The following is a 21,494-nucleotide window of genomic DNA, read 5'->3' on the forward strand; positions in this document are numbered from 1 at the left end:
ACGATTAAATGTGTTGTAACGCTTTCTCGGCAAGCTGCGCGAAATATCGGGCGGCGGGCTCGATTAATGCCTCGTCCGGATTGAACGCCGGATGGTGCAGTCCGAACGCGCTGGCGCTGCCAATACTGACGAACGCACCAGGGATCTGCTGCAGGTAGACCGCAAAATCTTCTCCCCCCATATGCAGTTCGGCGTGGTGGGTTTCGTAGCCGGTTTCCCTGGCCACGGCGGTGGCGAAATCAGCCCAGTGCGCATCGTTAACCAGCGCCGACGGGCCGGTATACCAGGTGATATCAATCTGGGCGTTAAACGCGCTGGCAAAGCCGGCGGCAATTTCACTGACCCGATCCTTTACCTTCTGCTGCACCTGGGTGCTGTGGGTGCGCAGGGTCCCCTCCAGCTCGACGCTTTCCGGCAGGACGTTCCAGGTATTGCCCCCTTCGATACGGGTTACGCTGAGCACCACCGACTCCAGCGTATTGACATTACGGCTGGCCACGCTCTGCAGGGCCGTAACTAACTGGCTGGCGAGTACGATAGCGTCTGAGCCCTCATGCGGGCGCGCCGCATGGGCACCTTTACCGGTGATACGAAAGACAAAGCGATCGACGTTGGCATAAAACGGGCCCCCACGGGTGGCAAAGGCGCCCACCGGCAAACCGGGTTCGTTGTGCATGCCAAAGATAGCGCTGACACCCTGCAGGGCTCCCGCGCGGATCAGGCTTTTCGCGCCGCCAAAGTTCTCTTCTGCGGGCTGGAACAGAATACGCACGCGACCGGGCAGCGTGGCTTCACGGGCTTTTAGCTGCAGGGCCGCGCCGAGGATCACGCTGGTGTGAATATCGTGACCGCAGGCGTGCATCACCCCGGCGTGCTGCGAGCTAAACGCAACACCGCTGCGCTCGTCGATGGGTAAGGCATCAATATCGGCCCGCAGGGCGATCTGTTTCGGCCCGGTGCCGATCTCGGCGATCACGCCCGTCGGGATGTCATAAGGGAGTACGGCGATCCCGGCGTTATCGAGCCAGCGGCGAATACGGGCGGTGGTTTCCACTTCCTCGCCCGACAGCTCCGGGTAGCGATGCAGCTCGCGCCGCCAGGCGATCAGTTGTTCATTGAAGTTCATGCCAGCACCTCGCGAGTTTGCGCCAGCAGACGTAAGGACTGCGCCCGGCTCTGCCCGTCGGCGATCGGCGTATCGATAATAAATTCGTCGATGCCCCAGCGGTCATGCAGCGCCTGCAATTGCGCCGCCACTGACTCTGCGGTGCCTGCCAGCAGCGACTGGGCGCGCCGGGCAATGCGCAGCGGTTCGCTACCCGCCTGGCGTGCGAAAGCGTAAGCCTGCTCTTCGCTGGCTACCGACACGCGCTGGCCGTTCACCAGCTCCACGCCCCACACCTCGACCTTTTCCGCCAGGGCATTGGCCTGGGCCTGGGTCGGCGCGACGATGGCCTGCACGGCCACTATCACATCCAGCGCACTGCTGGCGCGCCAGGTGGCAATGACATCGCGTAGCAGATCGGGGTCGCCGTTCAGGTGCGCGGCGAAGACAAAGTTCCAGTTAAGGCGCGCCGCCAGCAGTGCGCTCTCGATGCTGGCCCCCAGCAGATACCCCTGTGCCGGAATGGCGGGCAGCGGAGTGGCACGCAGTTCGTTATCAGAGGGGGTTAGCCAGCCGTCCAGTTGGGTCAGTTGTTCGGCGAAACTGCCCTTCTCCTGCGGATTCACCCCCTGTTGCAGGGCGCGGGTCGAGAGCGGCAGCCCGCCCGGGGCTTTGCCGACGCCGAGATCGACCCGGCCAGGGGCGAGATTAGCCAGCACGTTGAAGTTTTCTGCCACTTTATAAGGGCTGTAGTGTTGCAGCATTACGCCGCCAGAGCCGACGCGGATGCGGGAGGTCTGCCCGAGGATCCAGGCAATCAGTAACTCCGGGGATGGACTGGCCAGCTGCGCGGTGTTGTGGTGCTCGGCAATCCAGAAGCGGTGGTAACCCCAGGCTTCGGCCTGCCTGGCCAGCTGTAAGGTACGCGCCAGCGCATCGGCGGCGGTGTCGTTTTCCGCGACGGGACTTTTATCCAGAATGCTGATTCGCCAGGACATGTTTTGTTCTCGTTTGACTTAACATGTCGTCATTATTAAAGGGCGATTTCAGCGCTGAGAAACAATTAATTTACATTTGGTTTGCCGGAAATCAGAAATAGCGCAACGAATTACGCCATTGTGCGCAGCTCGGCAATCAGATCGTCGGCCTGCTGGCGTCGGGTTATCCGCACAAAGCGAATATGGGAAAATTGCGGGTTAGCCATGTCGGCTTCATAGCGCGCACGGTTGCTGCGCCAGGTTTTAATGGTCCAGAGCAGAACCGATTCGCGGCTGAAGAAGGAACGGCGAAAGCTCTCGCGATTGCCGGTGCCGGGCCATAACTCTTGCTGGCTCCAGGCGCGTTTAGCTGCCCTCACTACCGCCTGGCGAAGCGTACGCATAAACCCGTAGTCAACCCAGATAATCAGATCCACATCGCGCCACTTTACGGGACGCGTGCGATTGTAGTTGCCATCCAGCACCCAGCCCGGCGTAGCGCTGAGGACGTTTTCCAGCTTTGCAAAGAGCTCCTCATCAGGCGTACCTTGCCACGCTGGCCGCCAGTAGAGCGTATCCATTTCGATATAAGGGAGATGCAGTTCGGCGGCGAGGCGTCGCGCCAGGGTGCTTTTGCCACTGCCGCTGGTACCAATAAGATTGATCTTCACAAACGGGCTCCGTCAGGGATTATCGGGGGCGTATAATAGCGTTTTCACCTTGTTAATGAAACGGCAGTTCAAAACAATAGTTTTGCCCACGGATTCATTTCGCGCTTTTTATTTCACTTAAGTCACCTCATTCACCCGCCCTGCTTATTAACATGGTGATGTTATTTTCATTTTTATTACATTATCGTCGGCACGGTATTAAAAATTATTTAATTTAGGCACTTTCTAATTCCAGATATTTTGTGGAGAATACGCCGCCTAGTTTATAAAAAATAAATACTTTATCTTGCCTGATACTTTATCGGGTAATCGCTATTTATGACGACACCACCCTGGAGTAACGTATGAGGCGTAACAGTCCTGTTACACAAAACGAGTATTTGCTTAACGATGGCACGACGTTAATGTCGACCACGAATACGCAAAGTCATATTACTTACGCCAACTCGGCTTTTATTGCGGCCAGCGGTTATAAAGAAGAAGAACTTATTGGCGAGCCGCATAATGTGATTCGCCATCCGGATATGCCGCCGGAGGCCTTTCGCGATCTGTGGTACACCCTGCAACAAGGCGAGAGCTGGACAGGGCTGGTGAAAAACCGTCGCCAGAATGGCGATCACTACTGGGTGCGAGCCAACGTGACGCCCGTTTATCAGAACGACACGCTGACTGGCTATATTTCGGTGCGTAATATTCCCCTGCGCGACGAAATCGCCGCCAGCGAAAAATTATACGCGCGCGTCTGCAATAATGAATTAAAAGGGCATCGCTTTTACAAAGGAGTGCTGATACGCCGGGGTCTTCTCTCCTTCTTATCATTATTTAAGCGTATTAGCACCGCCAGCCGGGTCAATTATGCAATGGTGGTATTCGCCGCGCTGGCAATGACGACCCCTTTTTTATTTACTCAGCCGCTCTGGCAAGCCTCCGTGCTGGCCCTGTTATTTGTCTTGCAGGCGTGCTATCTCAATAGCCAGATTTGCCGCCCGCTAAAAACAATCGTTAAACAGATGCAGCGCGTCGTTTCGGGCCGAAAAACCGATTATTACCATTTTGACCGCGTGGATGAAATTGGGTTGATGATGCGCCTGGTAAACCAGTCCGGGTTGAATCTCAATTCGCTGGTTGACGACGTAGGGACTCAAATTGCCGGTATTCGCGAGATCAGTCAGCGGGTTGCCACCGAGGGCGATGCGCTGCAGGCGCGTTCGGAGGAGATGGCTGACGATCTGCAGCAAACCGCCGCCGCCGTAGAAGAGATAGCCAGTGCGGTAAAACAGACCGCCGAAACAGCCCGTGAAGCGATTCTGATGGCCGACCAGACCCGTACCAGCGCAGACCATAGCGAAGCGATCATGAAGCAGACCATTGGCATGATGCAGGCGGTATCACAGGATAATAGCCAAATTGTCGACATTATCGGGGTGATTGATCGTATCGCGTTTCAGACCAATATTCTGGCGCTGAACGCCGCGGTTGAGGCCGCGCGCGCCGGGGACGCCGGTCGGGGCTTTGCGGTGGTGGCAGCCGAGGTGCGCCACCTGGCGCAGCACTCTGCCTCCGCTGCAAAAGAGATCAAAGCGCTGATTGAGAAAAACGTCGCCAGCGTTAACGCCGGCGTGGATAAAGTGGAGCAGACTGAAACCCACCTGAGCGCAATGATCGGCAACGTGCTGACCATGTCGACATTGATTAAAGAGATAGGCCAAGCGACTCAGGAACAGACGCAGGCGTTGTCCCTTATCAATACCGCCATTTCACGTATTGGCGTGATGACCCATAACAATACCGCCATGGTTGATAACGTCACCCAGGCGGCAAATCACCTCACCCAACGCACCACCCGCCTGCAGCACGCGATTGCGGTATTTGGCGGCTAAACGGTCGCCCTTCGCCAGGTATCGGGCCGTTAGCGGCCCTGATACTGCTCGTCGCTGACTTTTTCCATCCACGTCACCGGGCTGCCGTCCACCGATTCCGCAATAGCAATATGGGTCATTGCCGTTTCGCTGCTCGCCCCGTGCCAGTGTTTTACGCCGGGTGGGATCCAGGCGATATCCCCTGCATTCAGCTGCTGCGCCTCTTCGCCCCATGCCTGCAGCCAGCCGCGCCCCTGGGTGACAATGAGCGTTTGTCCCAGCGGATGGGTGTGCCAGGCCGTGCGAGCGCCGGGTTCAAAGGTGACAGTTGCGCCACCGACGGTGGCGGGCCCGGTTGCCTGAAACGGGGCATCAATGCGTACGGCGCCGGTAAACCATGCTTCGGGGCCGCGCACGGAGGGCAGTGAACCATTTCGGATAATTTTCATTTTCGCTCCTGTTTAGCTGATGCGTTAACAGTAGCGCACCTCTGCTGCGCCGATTAGACTGCATAATCAGAAAGGAACCATGAGCCAAATTCATTAATGGGAAGCCCGGCATGCTGAAAGACAATTTTAACGATCTGCTCTCCTTTATGGTGGTGGCACGCGAGCGCAGCTTTACCCGTGCGGCGGCGCAGCTGGGGGTCTCTCAGTCGGCGCTTAGCCATGCGATGCGTAATCTGGAGGCGCGCCTTGATGTGCGCCTGCTGACCCGCACCACCCGCAGCGTGGCCCCCACCGAAGCGGGCGAGCAGTTATTTCTCCGTTTGCGTCCCCATCTGCTGGAGATTGAACAAGAGCTGACAGCCCTGCGCGATATGCGTGACAAACCGGCCGGGAATATTCGTATCACCGCCGGAGAGCATGCCATGTCGGCGGTGCTGTGGCCGGTACTGAAGCCGTTTATGGCGCAGTATCCCGATATCCATATTGAGGTGACGGTCGACAACGGGTTGACGGACATTGTTGATGGCCGCTTTGACGCGGGGATACGGCTTGGTGAGCAGGTGGCGAAAGATATGATCGCGGTACGGATCGCCCCGGATATGCGCATGGCAGTCGTCGGCTCGCCCGCCTATTTTGCCCGTTACGGCGTGCCAGAAACGCCAGAACAGCTGGAAAACCACCGCTGCATCAATATGCGTTTACCGACGCGCGGTGGATTATATGCCTGGGAGTTTGAAAAAGAGGGCCGGGAGCTGCGGGTGCGGGTTGACGGGCAGCTTACGCTCAATAACCTGCCTCAGCGGCTGGATGCCGCCGAGGCCGGGTTAGGTCTGGCCTACGTGCCGGATGATACTGTCCAGCAGGCACTCGCCGAAGGTCAGTTGATTCGGGTACTGGAGGAGTGGTGCACGCCTTTCGATGGCTATCACCTCTACTACCCCAGCCGCCGTCAGCACACCACGGCCTTTGCCCTGTTTCTTGAGGCGTTACGTCAGCAATAGTTTATTTGCCGACGCGCGCCTGAAGATGTTTCGGATAGCGATCTCCCACTACATCAATGCCCTCCAGCGCCTGGTTAATTCGTGCCAGCGCGTCAGGTGACAACGTCACCTCTGCGGCACCGAGGTTCTCCAGCAGACGGTGCTGTTTGGTGGTACCGGGAATGGGCACTATCCATGGCGCTTTCGCCAACAGCCACGCCAGGGCAATCTGCGCCGGGGTCACCCCCTGCTCTCTGGCGAGGCGTTGCACCACATCGATGAGCTGCTGATTCGCTAGCCGCGAGGCTTCGCTAAAACGCGGCACCTGATTACGGAAGTCCTGCGCATCAAACGTGGTCTGTGCGTTAATCGCGCCGGTCAGAAAACCTTTCCCGAGCGGGCTGAAGGGGACAAAGCCGATATTCAGCTCAGCCAGAAGCGGTAAAATGGCTTTCTCCGGCTCCCGCCACCAGAGGGAATATTCGCTCTGTAAAGCAGAAACCGGGCACACAGCATGGGCGCGGCGGATAGTCTCCACCCCCGCCTCAGAAAGGCCAAAATACTTAACCTTCCCCTCTGCAATCAGATCCCTGAGAGTACCGGCCACCTCCTCGATGCCCACATCCGGATCGACGCGGTGCTGATAATAGAGATCGATAACCTCGGTTTTCAGCCGTTTCAGCGATCCCTCCACGGCGGCGCGAATGTGCGCCGGTCGGCTGTTCAATACCTGGCCCGGCTGTGTACAGTCGAAGCCGAACTTGGTAGCAATCACCACTTGATCACGTACCGGCGCCAGCGCCTCACCGACCACCTCTTCATTGATGAACGGGCCGTAAATTTCTGCCGTATCAAACAAGGTCACTCCGTTTTCTACGGCGTTACGAATCAGAGAGATGGCCTGCGCTTTATCGGTTGCCGGGCCGTAGCCATAGCTTAGCCCCATGCAGCCCAGCCCGAGGGCGGATACCTGTAAACCGTTTGAACCTAACTGTCGCTGCTGCATTGTTTGCCTCATGAGGTTGTTAAATGACCTCAACAAGTGTGAACGGAAAATTTAATGAATACCACGCCAGTAATATGCTTAACGTTATGAATTCAATTCATCAATTTCACTGTCCAATAATTAAGCAAACCTGATGAGTTGTACGCCATTTAAGCGAAATACAGTTTCAAAATTTTAACCGATTCAGCCCTCTGTAACCCGCGCCTGCTCTGACCAGACGAATTTTTTCGAGCTCCATCACTTTCGACCCGTTATATTTTGCGTCACTTATTAATTGCGGGTAGGATGCTTCGCCATGTTTCGCCTATTCCACACGAAGAATAACTGGAAAGGGAGCATGTTTCCGGCCAAAGGCAATCGTTTGTGTCGCCGGGGCCGGAGAGAGGACATCCGAGGATGATTCAGACAGGTAAACAGGTAACTCAATGAAAACAAGCAATAAAAGCGCAGCCGACCATCAGGCGGCAAAACGTCGCTGGCTGGATGCCCACGAAGAGGGGTATCACAAGGCGATGGGCAACCGTCAGGTGCAGATGATCGCAATTGGCGGCGCAATCGGTACGGGGTTGTTTTTAGGTGCAGGCGCGCGCCTGCAGATGGCGGGTCCGGCGCTGGCGCTGGTCTATCTGGTATGCGGCATCTTCTCTTTCTTCATCTTACGCGCATTGGGCGAACTGGTTTTACACCGCCCCTCCAGCGGCAGTTTTGTTTCCTATGCCCGTGAATTCCTGGGTGAAAAAGCCGCCTATGTTGCCGGCTGGATGTACTTCGTCAACTGGGCGATGACCGGTATTGTCGATATCACCGCCGTGGCGCTCTATATGCACTACTGGGGCGCCTTTGGCGATGTTCCACAGTGGGTCTTCGCGCTGGGCGCGCTGGCGATTGTGGGCACCATGAACATGATTGGCGTGAAGTGGTTCGCCGAGATGGAGTTCTGGTTTGCGCTGGTAAAAGTTCTGGCGATTGTGATCTTCCTGGTGGTGGGTACCGTGTTTCTCGGTACCGGCAAGCCGCTGGACGGCAACGCCACCGGCTTCCATTTAATCACTGATAACGGCGGCCTCTTCCCGCACGGCCTGCTGCCTGCGCTGGTACTTGTTCAGGGCGTGGTCTTCGCCTTTGCCTCCATTGAGCTGGTCGGTACCGCGGCAGGCGAATGTAAAGATCCGCAGACGATGGTACCGAAAGCGATCAATAGCGTGATCTGGCGTATCGGCCTGTTCTATGTCGGCTCCGTGGTGCTGCTGGTACTGCTGCTGCCGTGGAATGCGTACCAGGCAGGTCAGAGTCCGTTCGTGACCTTCTTCTCGAAGCTGGGCGTGCCGTATGTGGGCAGCATTATGAACATCGTGGTTCTTACCGCCGCGCTCTCCAGCCTGAACTCAGGCCTCTACTCCACCGGCCGTATTCTGCGCTCTATGTCGATGGGTGGCTCTGCACCGAAGTTCATGTCAAAGATGAGCAAGCAGCAGGTTCCTTATGCCGGGATCCTCGCCACGCTGGTAGTCTATGTGTTTGGCGTGTTCCTGAACTATCTGGTGCCTTCTCAGGTATTTGAGATTGTGCTGAACGTTGCCGCGCTGGGCATTATCGCCTCCTGGGCCTTTATCGTGGTGTGCCAGATGCGTCTGCGCAAAGCCATCAAAGAGGGTAAAGCCGCCGAGGTGAAATTCAAGCTGCCGGGCGCACCGGTGACCTCCTGGCTCACTCTGCTGTTCCTGTTTAGCGTGCTGGTGCTGATGGCCTTTGACTACCCGAACGGGACCTACACCATCGCGACCATTCCGCTGCTGGCTATTCTGCTAGTTGCCGGCTGGTTCGGGTGCGTAAGCGCGTGCATGAAATCCACAGCACAGCCCCGGTTCATGCTGAAGAGGGAAATCAGGATGGTCCGCTGGTTGAAGAGACCTCGCGTTAATCAAACTTAGCCACTAAAAAAAGGGAAGGCATAGCGCCTTCCCTTTTTATTTGCCTGCGTAAGGTCAACTACCCTTACAGCGCAATACGAATCACATCGTCAGGCTGGGTCGCTTCCTGCTGACGGGTAGACTTCTGCTTCACCGTCACGTACAGGGTTTTGCCATCGGCAGAGAGTGCCAGGCTGTTCGGGAAGGTCGGGGTCTCGAAGGTTTTCGTCACTTTATAGGTTTTGGTGTCGATCACGCTCACTTTACCCGCTTCGCGATGCGTCACGTAGGCTTCATTACGCGTCGGGTTGAAGAGCACGGCCAGCGACTCTGGCGCCGCCACTTTCTTGATCACGCTGCCATCTTTCAGCGAGACAACCAGCACTTCCGGCTGTTTGGAGTCGGTAAGGAAAGCGCGCTGGCCCGCCACGTCCAGGCTCAGGTTCAGGTAGAAGTGCTCTTTCCCGTCATCCTGCAGTTTTTTACGGCTGAGAATTTTGTGGGTAGCGGTATCAATGGTCAGCAGTTCACCGTCGGCATTGGTGGTGTAAAGGCGTTTTGCCTGTGCATCCAGCGCCAGACCAGTACTGAACTTACCGGTATTGGCGATGGTCTCTTTCAGCTTCAGCGTGGCGCCGTCCACAACCCAGATCACGCTCTCTTTGCCGATACCGGTAATATAGACGGTGTTGGTGGTGTCATCGGCCACCAGCTCGCGCGGCTGCAGCGGTTTAACTGTTTCGCTGCGCTGACGATCGTCCAGCACCAGGCGCCCTTTTACTTCACCCGTTTTCGCATCGATCGCGGTGACGGCGCTGTTGGTGGTATTGCCAAACCACAGGGTTTGCGTGGCGTTGTTGATGGTCGCGCCAAAAGGTTTCAAATCGTTATGAATGGCCTGGGTCACTTCGAGGGTGACGGGATCAAGACGATAGACCACCCCGCCTTTATCTGTTTTGCGGCTCTGGGTGGTGGCAACCCACAGCGCGTTCTCCTGCTGGCTGACGGCCATCTCGTAAGCGCCTTTTCCCACCGCTTTACGCAGCATCTCTTCGGCGGCATGGACATTGAACGTACCCGCTACCAGCAGAGAACCCAGCAGCAAAGAACCACGCAGACGCGGTGAGCACAGATGACGTAAATTCATAACAACTCCCTTTTAAACATAGGTGGAATGGCTGACATCGCTTCCGGCTGCAAAGTCATGGCTTTGCATTTATTGAATGCGAATACTAATCATTATTTATATGAATGTGGAGTAAATCTTGCCGCTTCCGTCGCGATCCGTCTTTTTTATCTACACTTCGATTAACGCAATGTGCGTTTATGGTTTTCAATACATTTACAAAACATTTAACATACACGCACATGTTCCATTTGGTACGTTTAATTCCACTATCGGCAACTATTCATGAAAATCATTTCTGCCAGTAAGGCAACGTTTCCCCTGCTGTTGGTTCCTGTCGTCTTTACCCCCGTTAACGCCATGGCTGCCGACGAACAGACCATGATCGTCAGCGCAACGCCGCAAACCGTTTCAGAACTGGACACCCCCGCCGCCGTCAGCGTGGTGAACGGCGAAGATATGCGTCAGGCTACGCCGCGTATTAACCTGTCGGAGTCGCTGGGCAGCGTGCCGGGCTTGCAGATTCAGAATCGCCAGAACTATGCCCAGGATCTGCAGTTGTCGATGCGTGGCTTTGGCGCCCGCTCTACCTTCGGCGTTCGCGGCATCCGTATGTATGTCGACGGCATCCCCGCGACGATGCCGGATGGCCAGGGGCAGACCTCCAATATCGATCTCAGCAGCGTCGAGAGCGTGGAAGTCTTGCGCGGCCCCTTCTCTGCCCTGTATGGCAATGCCTCCGGCGGGGTGATCAACGTCGCCACCGAGACCGGCAAACAACCCAATACCATTGAAGCCAGCAGCTACTATGGCAGCTTCGGCAGCTGGCGTTATGGCATGAAGGCCACCGGAGCGATGGGCGACGGCACCCAGCCGGGCGACGTGGATTACACCGTTTCTACCACCCGTTTCACCACCAAAGGCTATCGCGACCACAGCGGCGCGCGTAAAAATCTCGCCAACGCCAAACTGGGCGTGCGCATTGACGATGTCAGTAAGCTGACCCTGCTGTTCAACAGCGTGGATATTAAAGCCGACGATCCGGGCGGGCTGACCGAACAGGAGTGGCGTGCTAATCCGACCCAGTCGCCGCGTGCCGAACAGTACAATACCCGCAAAAACATCAAACAGACGCAGGCCGGCTTGCGCTATGAGCGTCAACTGAGTCAGCAGGACGACCTGAGCGTGATGATGTACGCGGGTGAGCGTGAAATGACCCAGTACCAGTCGATCCCCATTGGTCCGCAGCAGAATCCAACGCACTCCGGCGGCGTGATTGATATGCAGCGTCATTATCAGGGTATCGACACCCGCTGGACCCACCGGGGCGAGCTGCTGGTGCCATTGACTTTCACCACCGGTCTTAATTACGAGAACATGAGTGAAAATCGCCGCGGCTATGAAAACTATGTGCGCAATAACGGCGTGCCTACTTTCGGTGAAAAAGGTAACCTGCGTCGCAAAGAGCGCAACCTGATGTGGAACGTCGACCCCTATCTGCAGACTAGCTGGCAGCTAACCCAGAAGCTGACCCTGGACGCGGGCGTGCGTTACAGCTCGGTCTACTTTGACTCCAACGACCACTATATTCAGGGCAAAAATGGCGATGACAGCGGCGACGCCAGCTACCACAAATGGCTGCCGGCCAGCTCCCTGAAATATGCGGTGACCGACGGCTGGAATCTGTATGCCGCGGCCGGACGCGGGTTCGAAACCCCGACCATCAACGAACTATCCTACCGCTCAGACGGCCAGGGCGGGCTTAACTTCGGCCTGAAACCATCGACCAACAATACCTGGGAGGTGGGAAGCAAAACGCGCATTGGTAATGGTCTGCTGACCGCCGCGCTGTTCCGTACCGATACCGATGATGAGATTGTGGTCGATGCCAGCGGCGGCGGCCGTACCAGCTATAAAAATGCCGGGAAAACCCGCCGTCAGGGGGTCGAAGTGGCCCTGGATCAGCAGTTCGCCGAGAACTGGAAGCTGAAAATGGCGTGGACCTATCTGGATGCCACCTACCGCACGAACGTCTGTTCCGACAGCGACTGCAACGGTAACCGTATGCCGGGCATCGCCCGTAATATGGGCTTTGCCTCCTTTGGCTGGCAGCCTGTTGAGGGCTGGTACGCCGGCACCGATGTGCGCTATATGAGTGACATTATGGCGGACGATGAAAACACGGCGAAAGCCCCGTCCTATACCGTTGTAGGCCTGAACACCGGCTACAAGTTTAACTACGGTAACTGGGGAATGGACCTCTTTGGTCGCGTGGATAACCTGTTCGACAAAGAGTATGCCGGTTCGGTTATTGTCAATGAATCGAATGGGCGTTACTACGAACCCGCGCCGGGACGTAACTACGGCGTCGGCTTGTCGGTGTCGTACCGTTTCGAGTAATAAAAAACCGGCAGCCTTGCGCTGCCGGTGCTATTTTTAAGCCAGCTGCGCCTTCTGATCCAGGCGGAACGCGGCGACCAGCGTCTCCAGCAGACGCGCCTGATCTTCCAGCGCCTCTGCCGCTGTTGACGAGGCGCCCACCAGCGAGGCGTTTTGCTGGGTTGTGGTATCCAGCTCCATCACCGCACGCGAAATCTGCTCAATGCCGCGGCTCTGCTCTTCCGATGCCGAGGAGATCTCTCCCATAATGTCATTCACCCGGGTGACCGAGTTCACCACCTGCTCCATGGTCTGCCCGGCTTTCGCCACCAGGTCGCTACCGGTGGTAATACGCGAGACCGATTCGCTGATTAACAGTTCAATATCCTTCGCCGCCTGCGAGCTACGCTGCGAAAGGCTGCGCACTTCGCTCGCCACAACGGCAAAGCCGCGCCCTTGCTCACCCGCGCGGGCGGCCTCGACGGCGGCGTTCAGCGCCAGGATATTGGTCTGGAAGGCGATGCTGTTAATCACCGCGGTGATATCGGCAATTTTCTGCGAACTGGTATTGATGTCGCTCATGGTACTGACCACATCCTGCATCACGCGTCCGCCCTGGGTAGCGGTTTGCGAGGCTTCTGCCGCCAGCTGACTGGCGTGACGGGCGTTGTCGGCGTTGTTTTTTACCGTGGCGGTGAGCTCTTCCATACTGGCGGCGGTCTCGACGACGGCAGCTGCCTGCTGCTCGGTACGGGAAGAGAGATCGGTGTTGCCCTCGGCGATTTCGGAAGCCGCCAGCGACACCTGCGCCACGCTGCTGCGTACTTCGCCAATCATGGCGCGCAGTTTCTCGTTCATCCGGCCCATCGCCCCGGTCAGTTTACCCAGCTCATCTTCACCCTGCGGATGGATTTCGGAGCTGAGGTCACCGCTGGCAATCCGTTCTGCCAGCTGCAGGTTGTGTTTCACCGGATGGGTAATCTGGCGGGTGACCCACCAGGAGACGATGATCCCGAACAGAATCGCCACCACGCCAACAATGGCAGTGATGGTACTGGAGCTGTAAGCCAACGCATCGTTGTGCTTTTTCACCAGGGCGATAATGGCGCGCAGAGAGGCGCTACTGTCATCCCCTGCGGATTTGACGTTATCTTCTGCCGCTTTCAGCGCGGCAACGGCTGCCGGGTCGTTCTTGTCAGCGGTATAGGCCGTCATGGCGGTCTGCATTTCACTTACGCTACGGCCAAAACGGGCCAGGTGCCCCGCCACATCATCGACAATCGCCTTCTCTTGCGTGGTCCACTCCAGCTGCTGCGCTTCGGTGGTTAATTCAGCGGCGTGTTTGACATAATTTGCCATCAGCTGACCCGACTTCTCGTCAGCGGTATAGAGGAATTTGAGACGGTTAATCTTGGCCTGGAAAACCTCGATGTTGATGTTGTAGATCAGATTGGTTTGCTGGTAGACATCGCGGATCTCTTTAAAGCGCAATACGCTCATCAGTGTTGATACCGCCACTAACAGCAGCACCAGACCAAAACCTGCGGCGAGCTTTTTGCTCATTTTTATATTACGTAATCGTTGACTGACACTCATTCCTGGCTCCTTAAAAGGCAACTGTGCCTTTTAAGGTTATCGGCAGGACAATTGGTTATTTCAGCGTCAGTCTGGTCTTATCAGTCGAGAAATGAAATAACGTTTCCGGCAGCACAAAGTCTGCCGGAAATTATTGACAGCGCAATATCGAGCGATATTACCGCCGAGCCCGGTTTAAAAAATGACTTAGCTTAAATATTGCAGAATCAATATGTCGTTCGCTTCATCTATTACTTTATCGATGGCGGTCCGACAGCCCTCGACATCGCCTTTTTCTAGCGCACGGAGCAGTGCATCATAGCGATACGTAGACGACGGGAGATCGATATTCTCGTCATAGAGGCAATTAAAGCAGGGGCCAATGCGTACCCATAGCTGCTCGATAAGCGACATCAGCGTGGGCATACCGGCATAGTGATACAGCGTAAAGCGAAAGGCCCGGTTGGCATGTAGCGCTCGCTCAACTTCACCGTTGTGCATCGCTTCATGGAATTTCTCTGACAGGTTTCGCAACGTCGTCAGTTTCTCGGCGGACATTTGCAAACAGGCCTCTTCAGCGGCCATGCCCTCCAGCGTCTTACGAATGGCGTTAACTTCTCTATAACGCTCGAGTGACACTTCCGGCACCAGAAACGCTTGCGCCGGGGTCGCGTGCAGTGCACCTGCGGAGACCAACCGCAGCAACGCTTCACGCACAGGAGTAATACTGGTACCTAATTTATCCGCAATCTCTTTGGTGACGAGCCGGGCGCCTGGTTTCAGCGCGCCTGCAATCAGGGCGCTTTTAAGACTCATTTCAACCTGCATCGTCAGGCTCATTCGTTGAGCTTTTTCTAAGTTGTCCAAATCCAGCATGTTCTATTCCTGTAACTAACACTTACCTTTGTTAGCCGCAGCGGCGGGAAATTCGCCACTGCGGGTATGATATGTCCTGTATCTGCATGCCTGGTTCGTGCTAAGAGAAACAATAAATAACAGCAAACCTGCCTAAGTGATTGAATTAACTCAATCCACAGGGACGACTGGAGTAATCTTTGCTTGTATAATTAAAGACGTTATTTGGAAATTTGCACAACTTAATATGGCGGAATCATCCGCCATATCTGCAAAAGTTAGTTATCTTTCGCCACGCGTATAACCACTTTGCCGAAGTTCTTCCCTTCCAGCAAACCGATGAACGCCTGCGGGGCATTTTCTAGGTCGTCCGTTACCTGTTCGCGGTAGTGTATTTTACCTTCGTTCACCCAGCGCCCCATCTCCTGCTGAAACTCGTCGATGCGATCGCCATAGTCCTGAGCGATGATAAAACCCTGCATGCGAATGCGTTTTTTCAGGATGGTGCCCATCAGCAGTCCCAGACGATCGGGTCCGGGCGGCAAATCGGTGGCGTTATACCCGCTAACCAGACCACAGACCGGAACGCGGGCCGAGGTATTCAGCAGCGGCAGTACCGCATCAAACACCTTGCCACCGACGTTCTCATAATAGATATCGATACCCTCTGGACAGGCTTGTTTCAGCTGCTGCGCAAAGTCGTCTGCGTGGTGATCGATACAGCGGTCAAAGCCCAGGACCTCGACGGCATGGCGACATTTTTCCGCTCCACCGGCAATCCCGACCACATGACAGCCTTTGATTTTACCAATCTGCCCGACGGTGGCACCCACCGGCCCGGTAGCCGCAGCCACCACCAGGGTTTCGCCTGATTTCGGCTGGCCAATATCCAGCAGGCCCATGTAGGCGGTAAAGCCCGGCATTCCCAGGATACCCAGCGCCCAGGAAGGGTGCTGCGGGTTGCTGCCCAGTTTCACCAGGCCTGTACCGTCCGACAACGCATAATCTTGCCAGCCGCTGTAGCTCAGCACCCACTCGCCGACGGGATAGTCAGGGTGTTGGGATTGTTCAACGCGGCTGACCGTGCCACCCACCATGACCGCCCCGATCTCAACCGGCGGTGAATAGGAGGGGGCATCGCTCATACGCCCGCGCATATAGGGATCTAACGAGAGATAAACGGTGCGCAGTAAGAGCTGGCCCTCTTCAGGCTGAGGGACCGAGCTTTTTTCCAGACGAAAGTTCTCTACGGTGGGTGCGCCATGGGGACGGGAGGCCAGAACCCATTGACGATTCTGTGTTGAAGACAGACTCATACATCACTCCTGTTTATGCAAATGTCTTTAAAGACTAGCGTTAACCTCCCAGGTTCGCCTGGCCATTATGCGCCGGATTGATTAAGCCGAACGATCAGGTAAACGCAGGGAGCGTCGCTTTCGTTGATGAACCGGCAGTCATTTGGCGGCCCCAGTTCGAGGCAGTCGCCGGCGTGCATCTCGTGGCGGGTATCCCCTTCCTGGAAGATCAGTTCCCCCGATTGTAACCAGATCAGCTGGCGTGCCAGCGCATACGACGACGCAGGCATCGGCACATCACTCCCGGCAGGCAGTTCTACCTGCACCAGATCGATAGGCAGGTCGGTGCGCGGCGAAACATGTCGTCGTAGATAATGCGTTTGCGGGTCACGCCAGACGGGTTGATTTTCCAGACGCAGCAGCTTGCCCTCCTGCATCTCGGCGCGGGCAATCAGGGTGGACATGCTAATGCCAAACGCACCGGACAGACGCGCCAGCAATGTCGCCGTTGGGCTACTGTCGGCGCGTTCGATTTTGTGGATCATCGCCCGCGATACGCCCGCACGCTCGGCAAGCTCGCTTAACGACCATCCCCGGGACTCTCGCTCAAGGCGAATACGCGCGCTGATGCGATGATTGATGTTGTCTGACATAGTATTCATGGCGTAATACTATAGTTTAGAAAATCTATTTCAACGCCGTTTTTGATAACAAAAAGATATGGTTTATACCGTAGCGAGAGCGGCGCCCGCTTGTGTAATATGGTGACGCACCGTACTACTATAGTGAACAACACACGCCGAGGTTTCTCCATGCTTATCCGTCACGCCTCTAAAGAAGATTGCGCCGCCATTGGCGAGATTTATAACCACGCGGTGCTGCATACCGCCGCGATCTGGAATGATACAACCGTTGATACCGACAACCGTATCGCCTGGTTTGAAGCGCGAACCTTGATGGGTTACCCGGTGCTGGTCTGTGAGCAGGAGGGTCGGGTTGTCGGTTATGCCTCCTTTGGCGACTGGCGTGCTTTCGATGGCTTCCGCCACACCGTGGAGCACTCTGTCTATATTCATCCTGAGCACCAGGGCAAAGGGATCGGTCGGGCGTTAATGAAACAGCTGATTATCGAAGCGCGGAACATTGGCAAGCATGTGATGGTCGCCGGTATCGAAGCGCAAAACCGCGGCTCTATTCATCTGCACGAAACCTTAGGCTTTATCACCACGGGCCAGATGCCGCAGGTGGGCACCAAGTTTGGCCGCTGGCTGGACCTCACCTTTATGCAGCTGCAGCTTGATGAGCGCACCGACCCGGACGCCATCGGATGAATCAGTCATTAACGCTGGTATTTCTGGTGGCGGCAGGCATTGGCCTGGTCGTGCAAAACACCCTGATGGTGCGGATCACCCAGTCCTCCAGCACCATCCTGATCGCCATGCTGCTAAATTCGCTGGTGGGCATTGTGCTGTTCGTCTCGATCTTGCTGATTAAAAATGGCGTGGCGGGATTTAGCGAGCTGGTGCACACCCTGAAGTGGTGGACCTTAATTCCGGGACTGCTGGGGTCGTTCTTTGTCTTCGCCAGCATCAGCGGTTATCAGTATGTGGGTGCCGCCACCACCATTGCGGTGCTGGTTGCCAGTCAGTTGATCGGGGGGCTGGTGATGGATGTGGTACGCAGTCAGGGGATCCCCCTGCGGGCGCTGATTGGGCCGGTATCCGGTGCGATCATGCTGGTGATTGGCGCCTGGCTGGTGGCAAGGCGCCAGTTCTGACTCAGAGAATGGTGCCGCCTTTTGTCAGCTGCTGGTGGCGGGCCTCCATCTCTTCTTTATGCTGTTTACCATGATGGGCAATGGCAGTGCGCAGACGTTGCTGTTGGGTATAGCGATCTTCGCGGCTCAGGGCGGCGTCATCGCTGAGCGCAATCAGCAACTCATTCATATGCGTAATCACGCTCTCTTCAAGGGTGGCATCTACGCGGGCGATCACTTCCTCTAAATGTGACATTGTCACTCCTTATCGGTTCACCGGGTGGCACCCTGCCACCCGGCACAGGCTTAGTTGAGCTTCGCTTTCGAGAAATCGCTCCCCATCAGACTGACGCTATAACCGCTCACGTTGCTGCGGGTGGCAAAGAAAGTCTTGCCATTCGCCAGCGCGATCCACGGCGCCTGCTGGTAGAAGATCTCCTGCGCCTGGCTGTAAAGCTTAGCGCGTGCAGCCGGGTCGCTGGTCAGCTTCGCTTTGTTGACCAGCTCATCATACCCCTTGTCACACCAGCGTGCAGCGTTGGAACCGGTTTTAATGCTGTCGCAGCCCAGCAGCACGTCGGCAAAGTTATCCGGGTCACCGTTATCCGACATCCAGCCGAACAGGGCGCTGTCGTGTTCCCCTTTGCGCATACCGGACAGGTATTCGCCCCATTCATACGAGACGATTTTTGCTTTCACGCCCACTTTCGCCCAGTCGCTCTGAATCATCTCGGCGATACGGCGAGAGTTGGGGTTATAAGGGCGTTGCACCGGCATAGACCAGAGAGTAACTTCTGCCCCCTGCTCCAGCCCGGCCTGCTTCAGCAGAGCTTTCGCTTTTTCCGGATCGTACGCGTAGTCTTTCAGATCTTTGTTAAAGCCCATCATATTCGGCGGAATCGGGGATTTTGCTACCGTACCCGAGCCCATAAAGACGGCATTGATAATTGCTTTTTTATCGGTAGCGTAGTTCAGCGCCTGTCGCACCAGCACGTTATCAAACGGCTTTTTCTCGGTATTAAATGCCAAATAACCGACATTCAGCGCATCGACCGTATGCAGGGTCAGATCTTTATTCTTTTTAATGACGTCGAACTGCACCGGCGACGGCGCAGGAATGATCTGGCATTCGTTCGTCTGCAGCTTAGCCAGACGGGTCTCTACGTTGGGGGTGATGGAGAAGATCAGGTGCTTAGTCGGAACCGCCCCGTCCCAGTAGTTCGGGTTGGCAATATAGCGAATCAGGGAGTCGACTTTATACTGCTGCAGGACGTACGGCCCGGTGCCAATTGGCCAGTTGTCTACGTTTTCCGGCGTCCCTTTTTTCAGCATTGCGTCGCCATACTCAGCCGAGAGAATAGAGGCGAAATCCATCCCCCAGTCGGCCAGGAAGGCGGCATTCGGCTCACTCAGTACAAACTGCACGTGATAATCATCAATCTTCTTCACGTCCTGAATCAGCTTATCCAGCCCGACATCATTAAAGTATTCGTAGTTGCCCTGGGAGACGTTGTGATACGGGTGCTTAGGGTCTTTCTGACGCATAACCGAGAAAATAACGTCATCGGCATTAAAGTCGCGGGTAGGTTTAAAGAATTTATTACTGTTGAACTTCACCCCTTTACGCAGCGTAAAGGTATAGGTTTTACCATCCGGCGAAATAGTCCAGGACTCCGCCAGCGACGGAACCGGGGTGTTTTTCACCGGATCGAAGTTGATAAGGCGGTTATAGAGCACCTGCGAACTGGCCACAAAAGTGGGGCCTGAACTGGCGATTTGCGGGTTGAAAGACTCCGGGGAGGCTTCTGAACAGTAAATAATCGTATCGTTATTCGCGGCCCATGCCGCGCTTGCCGGTAACAGCGCGCTGAATGCCAGCGCGAGGAGCGTTTTCCCTGTAGACATCGTTATTACCCTTTGCGGATTTATTATGAAGAACCGTAATAACAGCACAGCACATTCGTACTGGCAAATAACGAAACACTATCAGGATATTCTAAAGGCGCTATTTTCGCTGGTTTTCTCACCGCTGCTCCAGGGTGATTTGCCTTAAGTGCCATTCATCGTCAAGCACTTTTCGTCCACGCAATGCGGTAAGAAATCGCCCCTTTTGTTGTCTCTTCTGCCGTTTAGTTGCCAACGGATTCCGTAAAGTACAAGGGTGAAGAAGTCTATGGGATCAAATCGTGGCAAAAACACTTTTACGTAGCGGTAATCTGGATGATTTTCAGGCCGTTGGCGGCGGCGGTCAGGCCGTTTTCGAATCTGCATTGCAAATCCGCGAGGCGCTGCGCCTGCGCAAACAGCAGTCCATCGTCGACTGCCTGGCGATTCCGCAAGTCAACGACGAGGGTGACAGGGTTGACTGGTATGCCCCTGTTGAGGGTAGCGTAAGTAGCTGGAAGGCCGCCGATGAAGATGCCCGCTATCGCGCCCTGCGCCTGCTGGAAAGCACCCTCTCCAGCGTCGAGTCCCTGAGCAAAAAATCGCTGCAGTCCCCCAAAACCGCTCAACAGCTGTTTGGCTCCCTGCTGTCCAAAGCCTTCCAGTTCCCCGGCGAAAACTTTTTATTCCTGGTGGGTGGCAAACCGGTCATCACTTTCTGGGGTTTTGTTAATCTTAACGAAAACGCCAGGGACGATGTGCTCGAGTGCCTGCGCGCATCCCTGCGCCCAGTGGAGATCCCCGCCCCGGTAGAAGAGCCCGAGCCGGAACCGGTGCAGGAGATCATCTTCGAAAAAGCCGATGAACCGCTGATTTCAGCCCCGGCCACGATTCAGATCACCGCAGACGATCTCTACACCGCCCAACCCGCCCCGCAGGTGTTAGTTAAAGAGCCTGAACCCGAGCCCGAAGCGCCGCTTGCCACGCCTGTAGTGATGAAAAAACGCCGCTTCCCGCTGTGGCCACTGCCGGTGGCCGCGCTGGTCGTCGTAGCCGTGGCTGCGCCACTCTTGTGGTCTACCCATAGCGCCCCGGTAGAGACCGCTGAGGCCCAGCCTGCCCCCGCCCCTGTTGCGGCCGTAGAGATTGCACCTAAACCCGTCGCGGCGGTGAAGCCCCTGCCCTTAACGCTGCCTCTGCACCAGGCGGAAGTGGTGGCCGCGCAGGAAAAAGCGCCAGAGCCTGCCGCCCCAACCGAGCCGGTAGTGATTGCCGCTATCCCGAAAGAGGCGCTGGTGATGGAGGCCGGTCAGGTGAAAGCCGGCTCAACCCGCTTCCTTAACGGTAGCTGGCGCGTCATGCTGGATGTGAAAGATCCTATCACCGGTAAACCGCCCTCACTGCGCTACCAAATCCAGAACAATAAAGGCACCGCGCGCGTGGTGCATGGCGACAATATCGTCTGCCGTACGGAGGTCTTCTCCGGGCTGCACAGCAACGGTGAGCTGATGATTAAAACGCGCGGCAATGCCCGCTGCACTGACGGTTCTCGCTATCCGATGCCGGAGATCGCCTGCAAAGCCGGGGTGAACGATGTGGCGGAATGTACCGCCCGTTACGACGCCAAGACCGTGGTTCCGTTGACATTCAGAAAAGCAGGTGCGTGA

18 protein-coding genes and 1 pseudogene are annotated in these 21,494 nt (G+C 56.0%); 7 read left to right on the top strand and 12 right to left on the bottom strand.

The features are described from left to right. Window positions 1-4: 4 nt before the first annotated feature. The 3 genes from B2Q93_RS02715 to B2Q93_RS02725 all read right to left on the bottom strand — a co-directional run bounded on the left by B2Q93_RS02715 (window position 5) and on the right by B2Q93_RS02725 (window position 2,753). Window positions 5-1,126, bottom strand: coding sequence for an amidohydrolase (locus B2Q93_RS02715; protein WP_212475984.1), 1,122 nt, complete (start codon window positions 1,124-1,126; stop codon window positions 5-7). After that, on the bottom strand, window positions 1,123-2,103 hold the full coding sequence (locus B2Q93_RS02720) for an LLM class flavin-dependent oxidoreductase (RefSeq protein WP_286931747.1): 981 nt from the start codon (window positions 2,101-2,103) through the stop codon (window positions 1,123-1,125). The genes B2Q93_RS02715 and B2Q93_RS02720 overlap by 4 nt, the downstream gene beginning before the upstream one ends. Window positions 2,104-2,213: 110 nt before the next feature. After that, a complete protein-coding gene (locus tag B2Q93_RS02725; protein ID WP_046885393.1) occupies window positions 2,214-2,753 on the bottom strand; it encodes an AAA family ATPase in 540 nt (179 codons plus the stop codon). A gap of 344 nt (window positions 2,754-3,097) precedes the next feature. Here B2Q93_RS02725 and B2Q93_RS02730 point away from each other — a divergent pair, with 344 nt between their 5' ends. Beyond that, window positions 3,098-4,633, top strand: a complete 1,536-nt coding sequence (locus B2Q93_RS02730; protein WP_286931748.1) for a methyl-accepting chemotaxis protein — start codon at window positions 3,098-3,100, stop codon at window positions 4,631-4,633. Window positions 4,634-4,662: 29 nt separating this feature from the next. On the opposite strand, the gene B2Q93_RS02735 is transcribed toward B2Q93_RS02730, so the two are convergent. Further along, window positions 4,663-5,061, bottom strand: coding sequence for a (R)-mandelonitrile lyase (locus B2Q93_RS02735; RefSeq protein WP_046885391.1), 399 nt, complete (start codon window positions 5,059-5,061; stop codon window positions 4,663-4,665). A 110-nt stretch (window positions 5,062-5,171) separates the two neighbouring features. Between B2Q93_RS02735 and B2Q93_RS02740 the strand changes: the two genes are divergently transcribed. Further along, on the top strand, window positions 5,172-6,062 hold the full coding sequence (locus B2Q93_RS02740) for a LysR family transcriptional regulator (RefSeq protein ID WP_286931749.1): 891 nt from the start codon (window positions 5,172-5,174) through the stop codon (window positions 6,060-6,062). A 1-nt stretch (window position 6,063) separates the two neighbouring features. On the opposite strand, the gene B2Q93_RS02745 is transcribed toward B2Q93_RS02740, so the two are convergent. Further along, the gene (locus B2Q93_RS02745; protein WP_046885389.1) at window positions 6,064-7,047 is read right to left on the bottom strand and encodes an aldo/keto reductase; all 984 of its coding nucleotides are present in this window, start codon (window positions 7,045-7,047) and stop codon (window positions 6,064-6,066) included. A 425-nt stretch (window positions 7,048-7,472) separates the two neighbouring features. Between B2Q93_RS02745 and ansP the strand changes: the two are divergent. Next, window positions 7,473-8,968 (top strand): annotated as a pseudogene (gene ansP, locus B2Q93_RS02750) (L-asparagine permease). Window positions 8,969-9,042: 74 nt separating this feature from the next. Here the strand turns inward: ansP and B2Q93_RS02755 are convergent. Beyond that, complete coding sequence (locus B2Q93_RS02755) at window positions 9,043-10,104, bottom strand: YncE family protein (RefSeq protein ID WP_207293740.1); 1,062 nt, start codon at window positions 10,102-10,104, stop codon at window positions 9,043-9,045. Between the two features lie 264 nt (window positions 10,105-10,368). Here B2Q93_RS02755 and pqqU point away from each other — a divergent pair, with 264 nt between their 5' ends. After that, window positions 10,369-12,483 carry a TonB-dependent receptor PqqU gene (gene pqqU, locus B2Q93_RS02760; protein WP_286931750.1) on the top strand — a complete coding sequence of 705 codons (2,115 nt, stop codon included), beginning with the start codon at window positions 10,369-10,371 and terminating at the stop codon, window positions 12,481-12,483. Between the two features lie 36 nt (window positions 12,484-12,519). On the opposite strand, the gene B2Q93_RS02765 is transcribed toward pqqU, so the two are convergent. The 4 genes from B2Q93_RS02765 to B2Q93_RS02780 all read right to left on the bottom strand — a co-directional run bounded on the left by B2Q93_RS02765 (window position 12,520) and on the right by B2Q93_RS02780 (window position 16,849). Further along, a complete protein-coding gene (locus B2Q93_RS02765) occupies window positions 12,520-14,058 on the bottom strand; it encodes a methyl-accepting chemotaxis protein (protein WP_040075584.1) in 1,539 nt (512 codons plus the stop codon). A 186-nt stretch (window positions 14,059-14,244) separates the two neighbouring features. Continuing rightward, window positions 14,245-14,913 (bottom strand): GntR family transcriptional regulator, encoded by a 669-nt coding sequence (locus tag B2Q93_RS02770; RefSeq protein WP_046885384.1) that lies wholly within the window; start codon window positions 14,911-14,913, stop codon window positions 14,245-14,247. 257 nt (window positions 14,914-15,170) lie between these two features. Continuing rightward, window positions 15,171-16,208, bottom strand: coding sequence for an NADP-dependent oxidoreductase (locus B2Q93_RS02775; RefSeq protein ID WP_046885383.1), 1,038 nt, complete (start codon window positions 16,206-16,208; stop codon window positions 15,171-15,173). A gap of 65 nt (window positions 16,209-16,273) precedes the next feature. Further along, the gene (locus B2Q93_RS02780) at window positions 16,274-16,849 is read right to left on the bottom strand and encodes a helix-turn-helix domain-containing protein (protein ID WP_040075580.1); all 576 of its coding nucleotides are present in this window, start codon (window positions 16,847-16,849) and stop codon (window positions 16,274-16,276) included. Window positions 16,850-16,999: 150 nt separating this feature from the next. Here B2Q93_RS02780 and B2Q93_RS02785 point away from each other — a divergent pair, with 150 nt between their 5' ends. Together B2Q93_RS02785 and B2Q93_RS02790 are read left to right on the top strand one after the other, a co-directional pair. After that, the gene (locus B2Q93_RS02785; protein WP_286931751.1) at window positions 17,000-17,518 is read left to right on the top strand and encodes a GNAT family N-acetyltransferase; all 519 of its coding nucleotides are present in this window, start codon (window positions 17,000-17,002) and stop codon (window positions 17,516-17,518) included. Continuing rightward, complete coding sequence (locus tag B2Q93_RS02790; protein ID WP_040075577.1) at window positions 17,515-17,964, top strand: DMT family transporter; 450 nt, start codon at window positions 17,515-17,517, stop codon at window positions 17,962-17,964. Before B2Q93_RS02785 ends, B2Q93_RS02790 begins: the two co-directional genes overlap by 4 nt. 1 nt (window position 17,965) lies before the next feature. Here the strand turns inward: B2Q93_RS02790 and B2Q93_RS02795 are convergent, their stop codons facing one another. Both B2Q93_RS02795 and B2Q93_RS02800 read right to left on the bottom strand, forming a co-directional pair. Further along, window positions 17,966-18,199: a YdcY family protein gene (locus B2Q93_RS02795; RefSeq protein WP_040075575.1), complete on the bottom strand. Its 234-nt coding sequence runs from the start codon at window positions 18,197-18,199 to the stop codon at window positions 17,966-17,968. Between the two features lie 50 nt (window positions 18,200-18,249). After that, window positions 18,250-19,848, bottom strand: coding sequence for an ABC transporter substrate-binding protein (locus tag B2Q93_RS02800; protein WP_286931752.1), 1,599 nt, complete (start codon window positions 19,846-19,848; stop codon window positions 18,250-18,252). A gap of 281 nt (window positions 19,849-20,129) precedes the next feature. Here B2Q93_RS02800 and B2Q93_RS02805 point away from each other — a divergent pair, with 281 nt between their 5' ends. Next, the gene (locus B2Q93_RS02805) at window positions 20,130-21,494 is read left to right on the top strand and encodes an SrfA family protein (RefSeq protein WP_286931753.1); all 1,365 of its coding nucleotides are present in this window, start codon (window positions 20,130-20,132) and stop codon (window positions 21,492-21,494) included.

The organism is Leclercia sp. UBA5958 (genome assembly GCF_002430365.1).
Taxonomy (GTDB): domain Bacteria; phylum Pseudomonadota; class Gammaproteobacteria; order Enterobacterales; family Enterobacteriaceae; genus Enterobacter; species Enterobacter pneumoniae.

What these genes read in the sequence shown, in the direction of transcription:
- B2Q93_RS02715 (WP_212475984.1), bottom strand. Translation starts at nt 1,126, where the DNA reads ATGAACTTCAATGAACAACTGATCGCCTGGCGGCGCGAGCTGCATCGC.
- B2Q93_RS02720 (WP_286931747.1), bottom strand. Translation starts at nt 2,103, where the DNA reads ATGTCCTGGCGAATCAGCATTCTGGATAAAAGTCCCGTCGCGGAAAAC.
- B2Q93_RS02730 (WP_286931748.1), top strand. Translation starts at nt 3,098, where the DNA reads ATGAGGCGTAACAGTCCTGTTACACAAAACGAGTATTTGCTTAACGAT.
- B2Q93_RS02735 (WP_046885391.1), bottom strand. Translation starts at nt 5,061, where the DNA reads ATGAAAATTATCCGAAATGGTTCACTGCCCTCCGTGCGCGGCCCCGAA.
- B2Q93_RS02740 (WP_286931749.1), top strand. Translation starts at nt 5,172, where the DNA reads ATGCTGAAAGACAATTTTAACGATCTGCTCTCCTTTATGGTGGTGGCA.
- B2Q93_RS02745 (WP_046885389.1), bottom strand. Translation starts at nt 7,047, where the DNA reads ATGCAGCAGCGACAGTTAGGTTCAAACGGTTTACAGGTATCCGCCCTC.
- B2Q93_RS02755 (WP_207293740.1), bottom strand. Translation starts at nt 10,104, where the DNA reads ATGAATTTACGTCATCTGTGCTCACCGCGTCTGCGTGGTTCTTTGCTG.
- pqqU (WP_286931750.1), top strand. Translation starts at nt 10,369, where the DNA reads ATGAAAATCATTTCTGCCAGTAAGGCAACGTTTCCCCTGCTGTTGGTT.
- B2Q93_RS02765 (WP_040075584.1), bottom strand. Translation starts at nt 14,058, where the DNA reads ATGAGTGTCAGTCAACGATTACGTAATATAAAAATGAGCAAAAAGCTC.
- B2Q93_RS02770 (WP_046885384.1), bottom strand. Translation starts at nt 14,913, where the DNA reads ATGCTGGATTTGGACAACTTAGAAAAAGCTCAACGAATGAGCCTGACG.
- B2Q93_RS02775 (WP_046885383.1), bottom strand. Translation starts at nt 16,208, where the DNA reads ATGAGTCTGTCTTCAACACAGAATCGTCAATGGGTTCTGGCCTCCCGT.
- B2Q93_RS02780 (WP_040075580.1), bottom strand. Translation starts at nt 16,849, where the DNA reads ATGAATACTATGTCAGACAACATCAATCATCGCATCAGCGCGCGTATT.
- B2Q93_RS02785 (WP_286931751.1), top strand. Translation starts at nt 17,000, where the DNA reads ATGCTTATCCGTCACGCCTCTAAAGAAGATTGCGCCGCCATTGGCGAG.
- B2Q93_RS02790 (WP_040075577.1), top strand. Translation starts at nt 17,515, where the DNA reads ATGAATCAGTCATTAACGCTGGTATTTCTGGTGGCGGCAGGCATTGGC.
- B2Q93_RS02795 (WP_040075575.1), bottom strand. Translation starts at nt 18,199, where the DNA reads ATGTCACATTTAGAGGAAGTGATCGCCCGCGTAGATGCCACCCTTGAA.
- B2Q93_RS02800 (WP_286931752.1), bottom strand. Translation starts at nt 19,848, where the DNA reads ATGTCTACAGGGAAAACGCTCCTCGCGCTGGCATTCAGCGCGCTGTTA.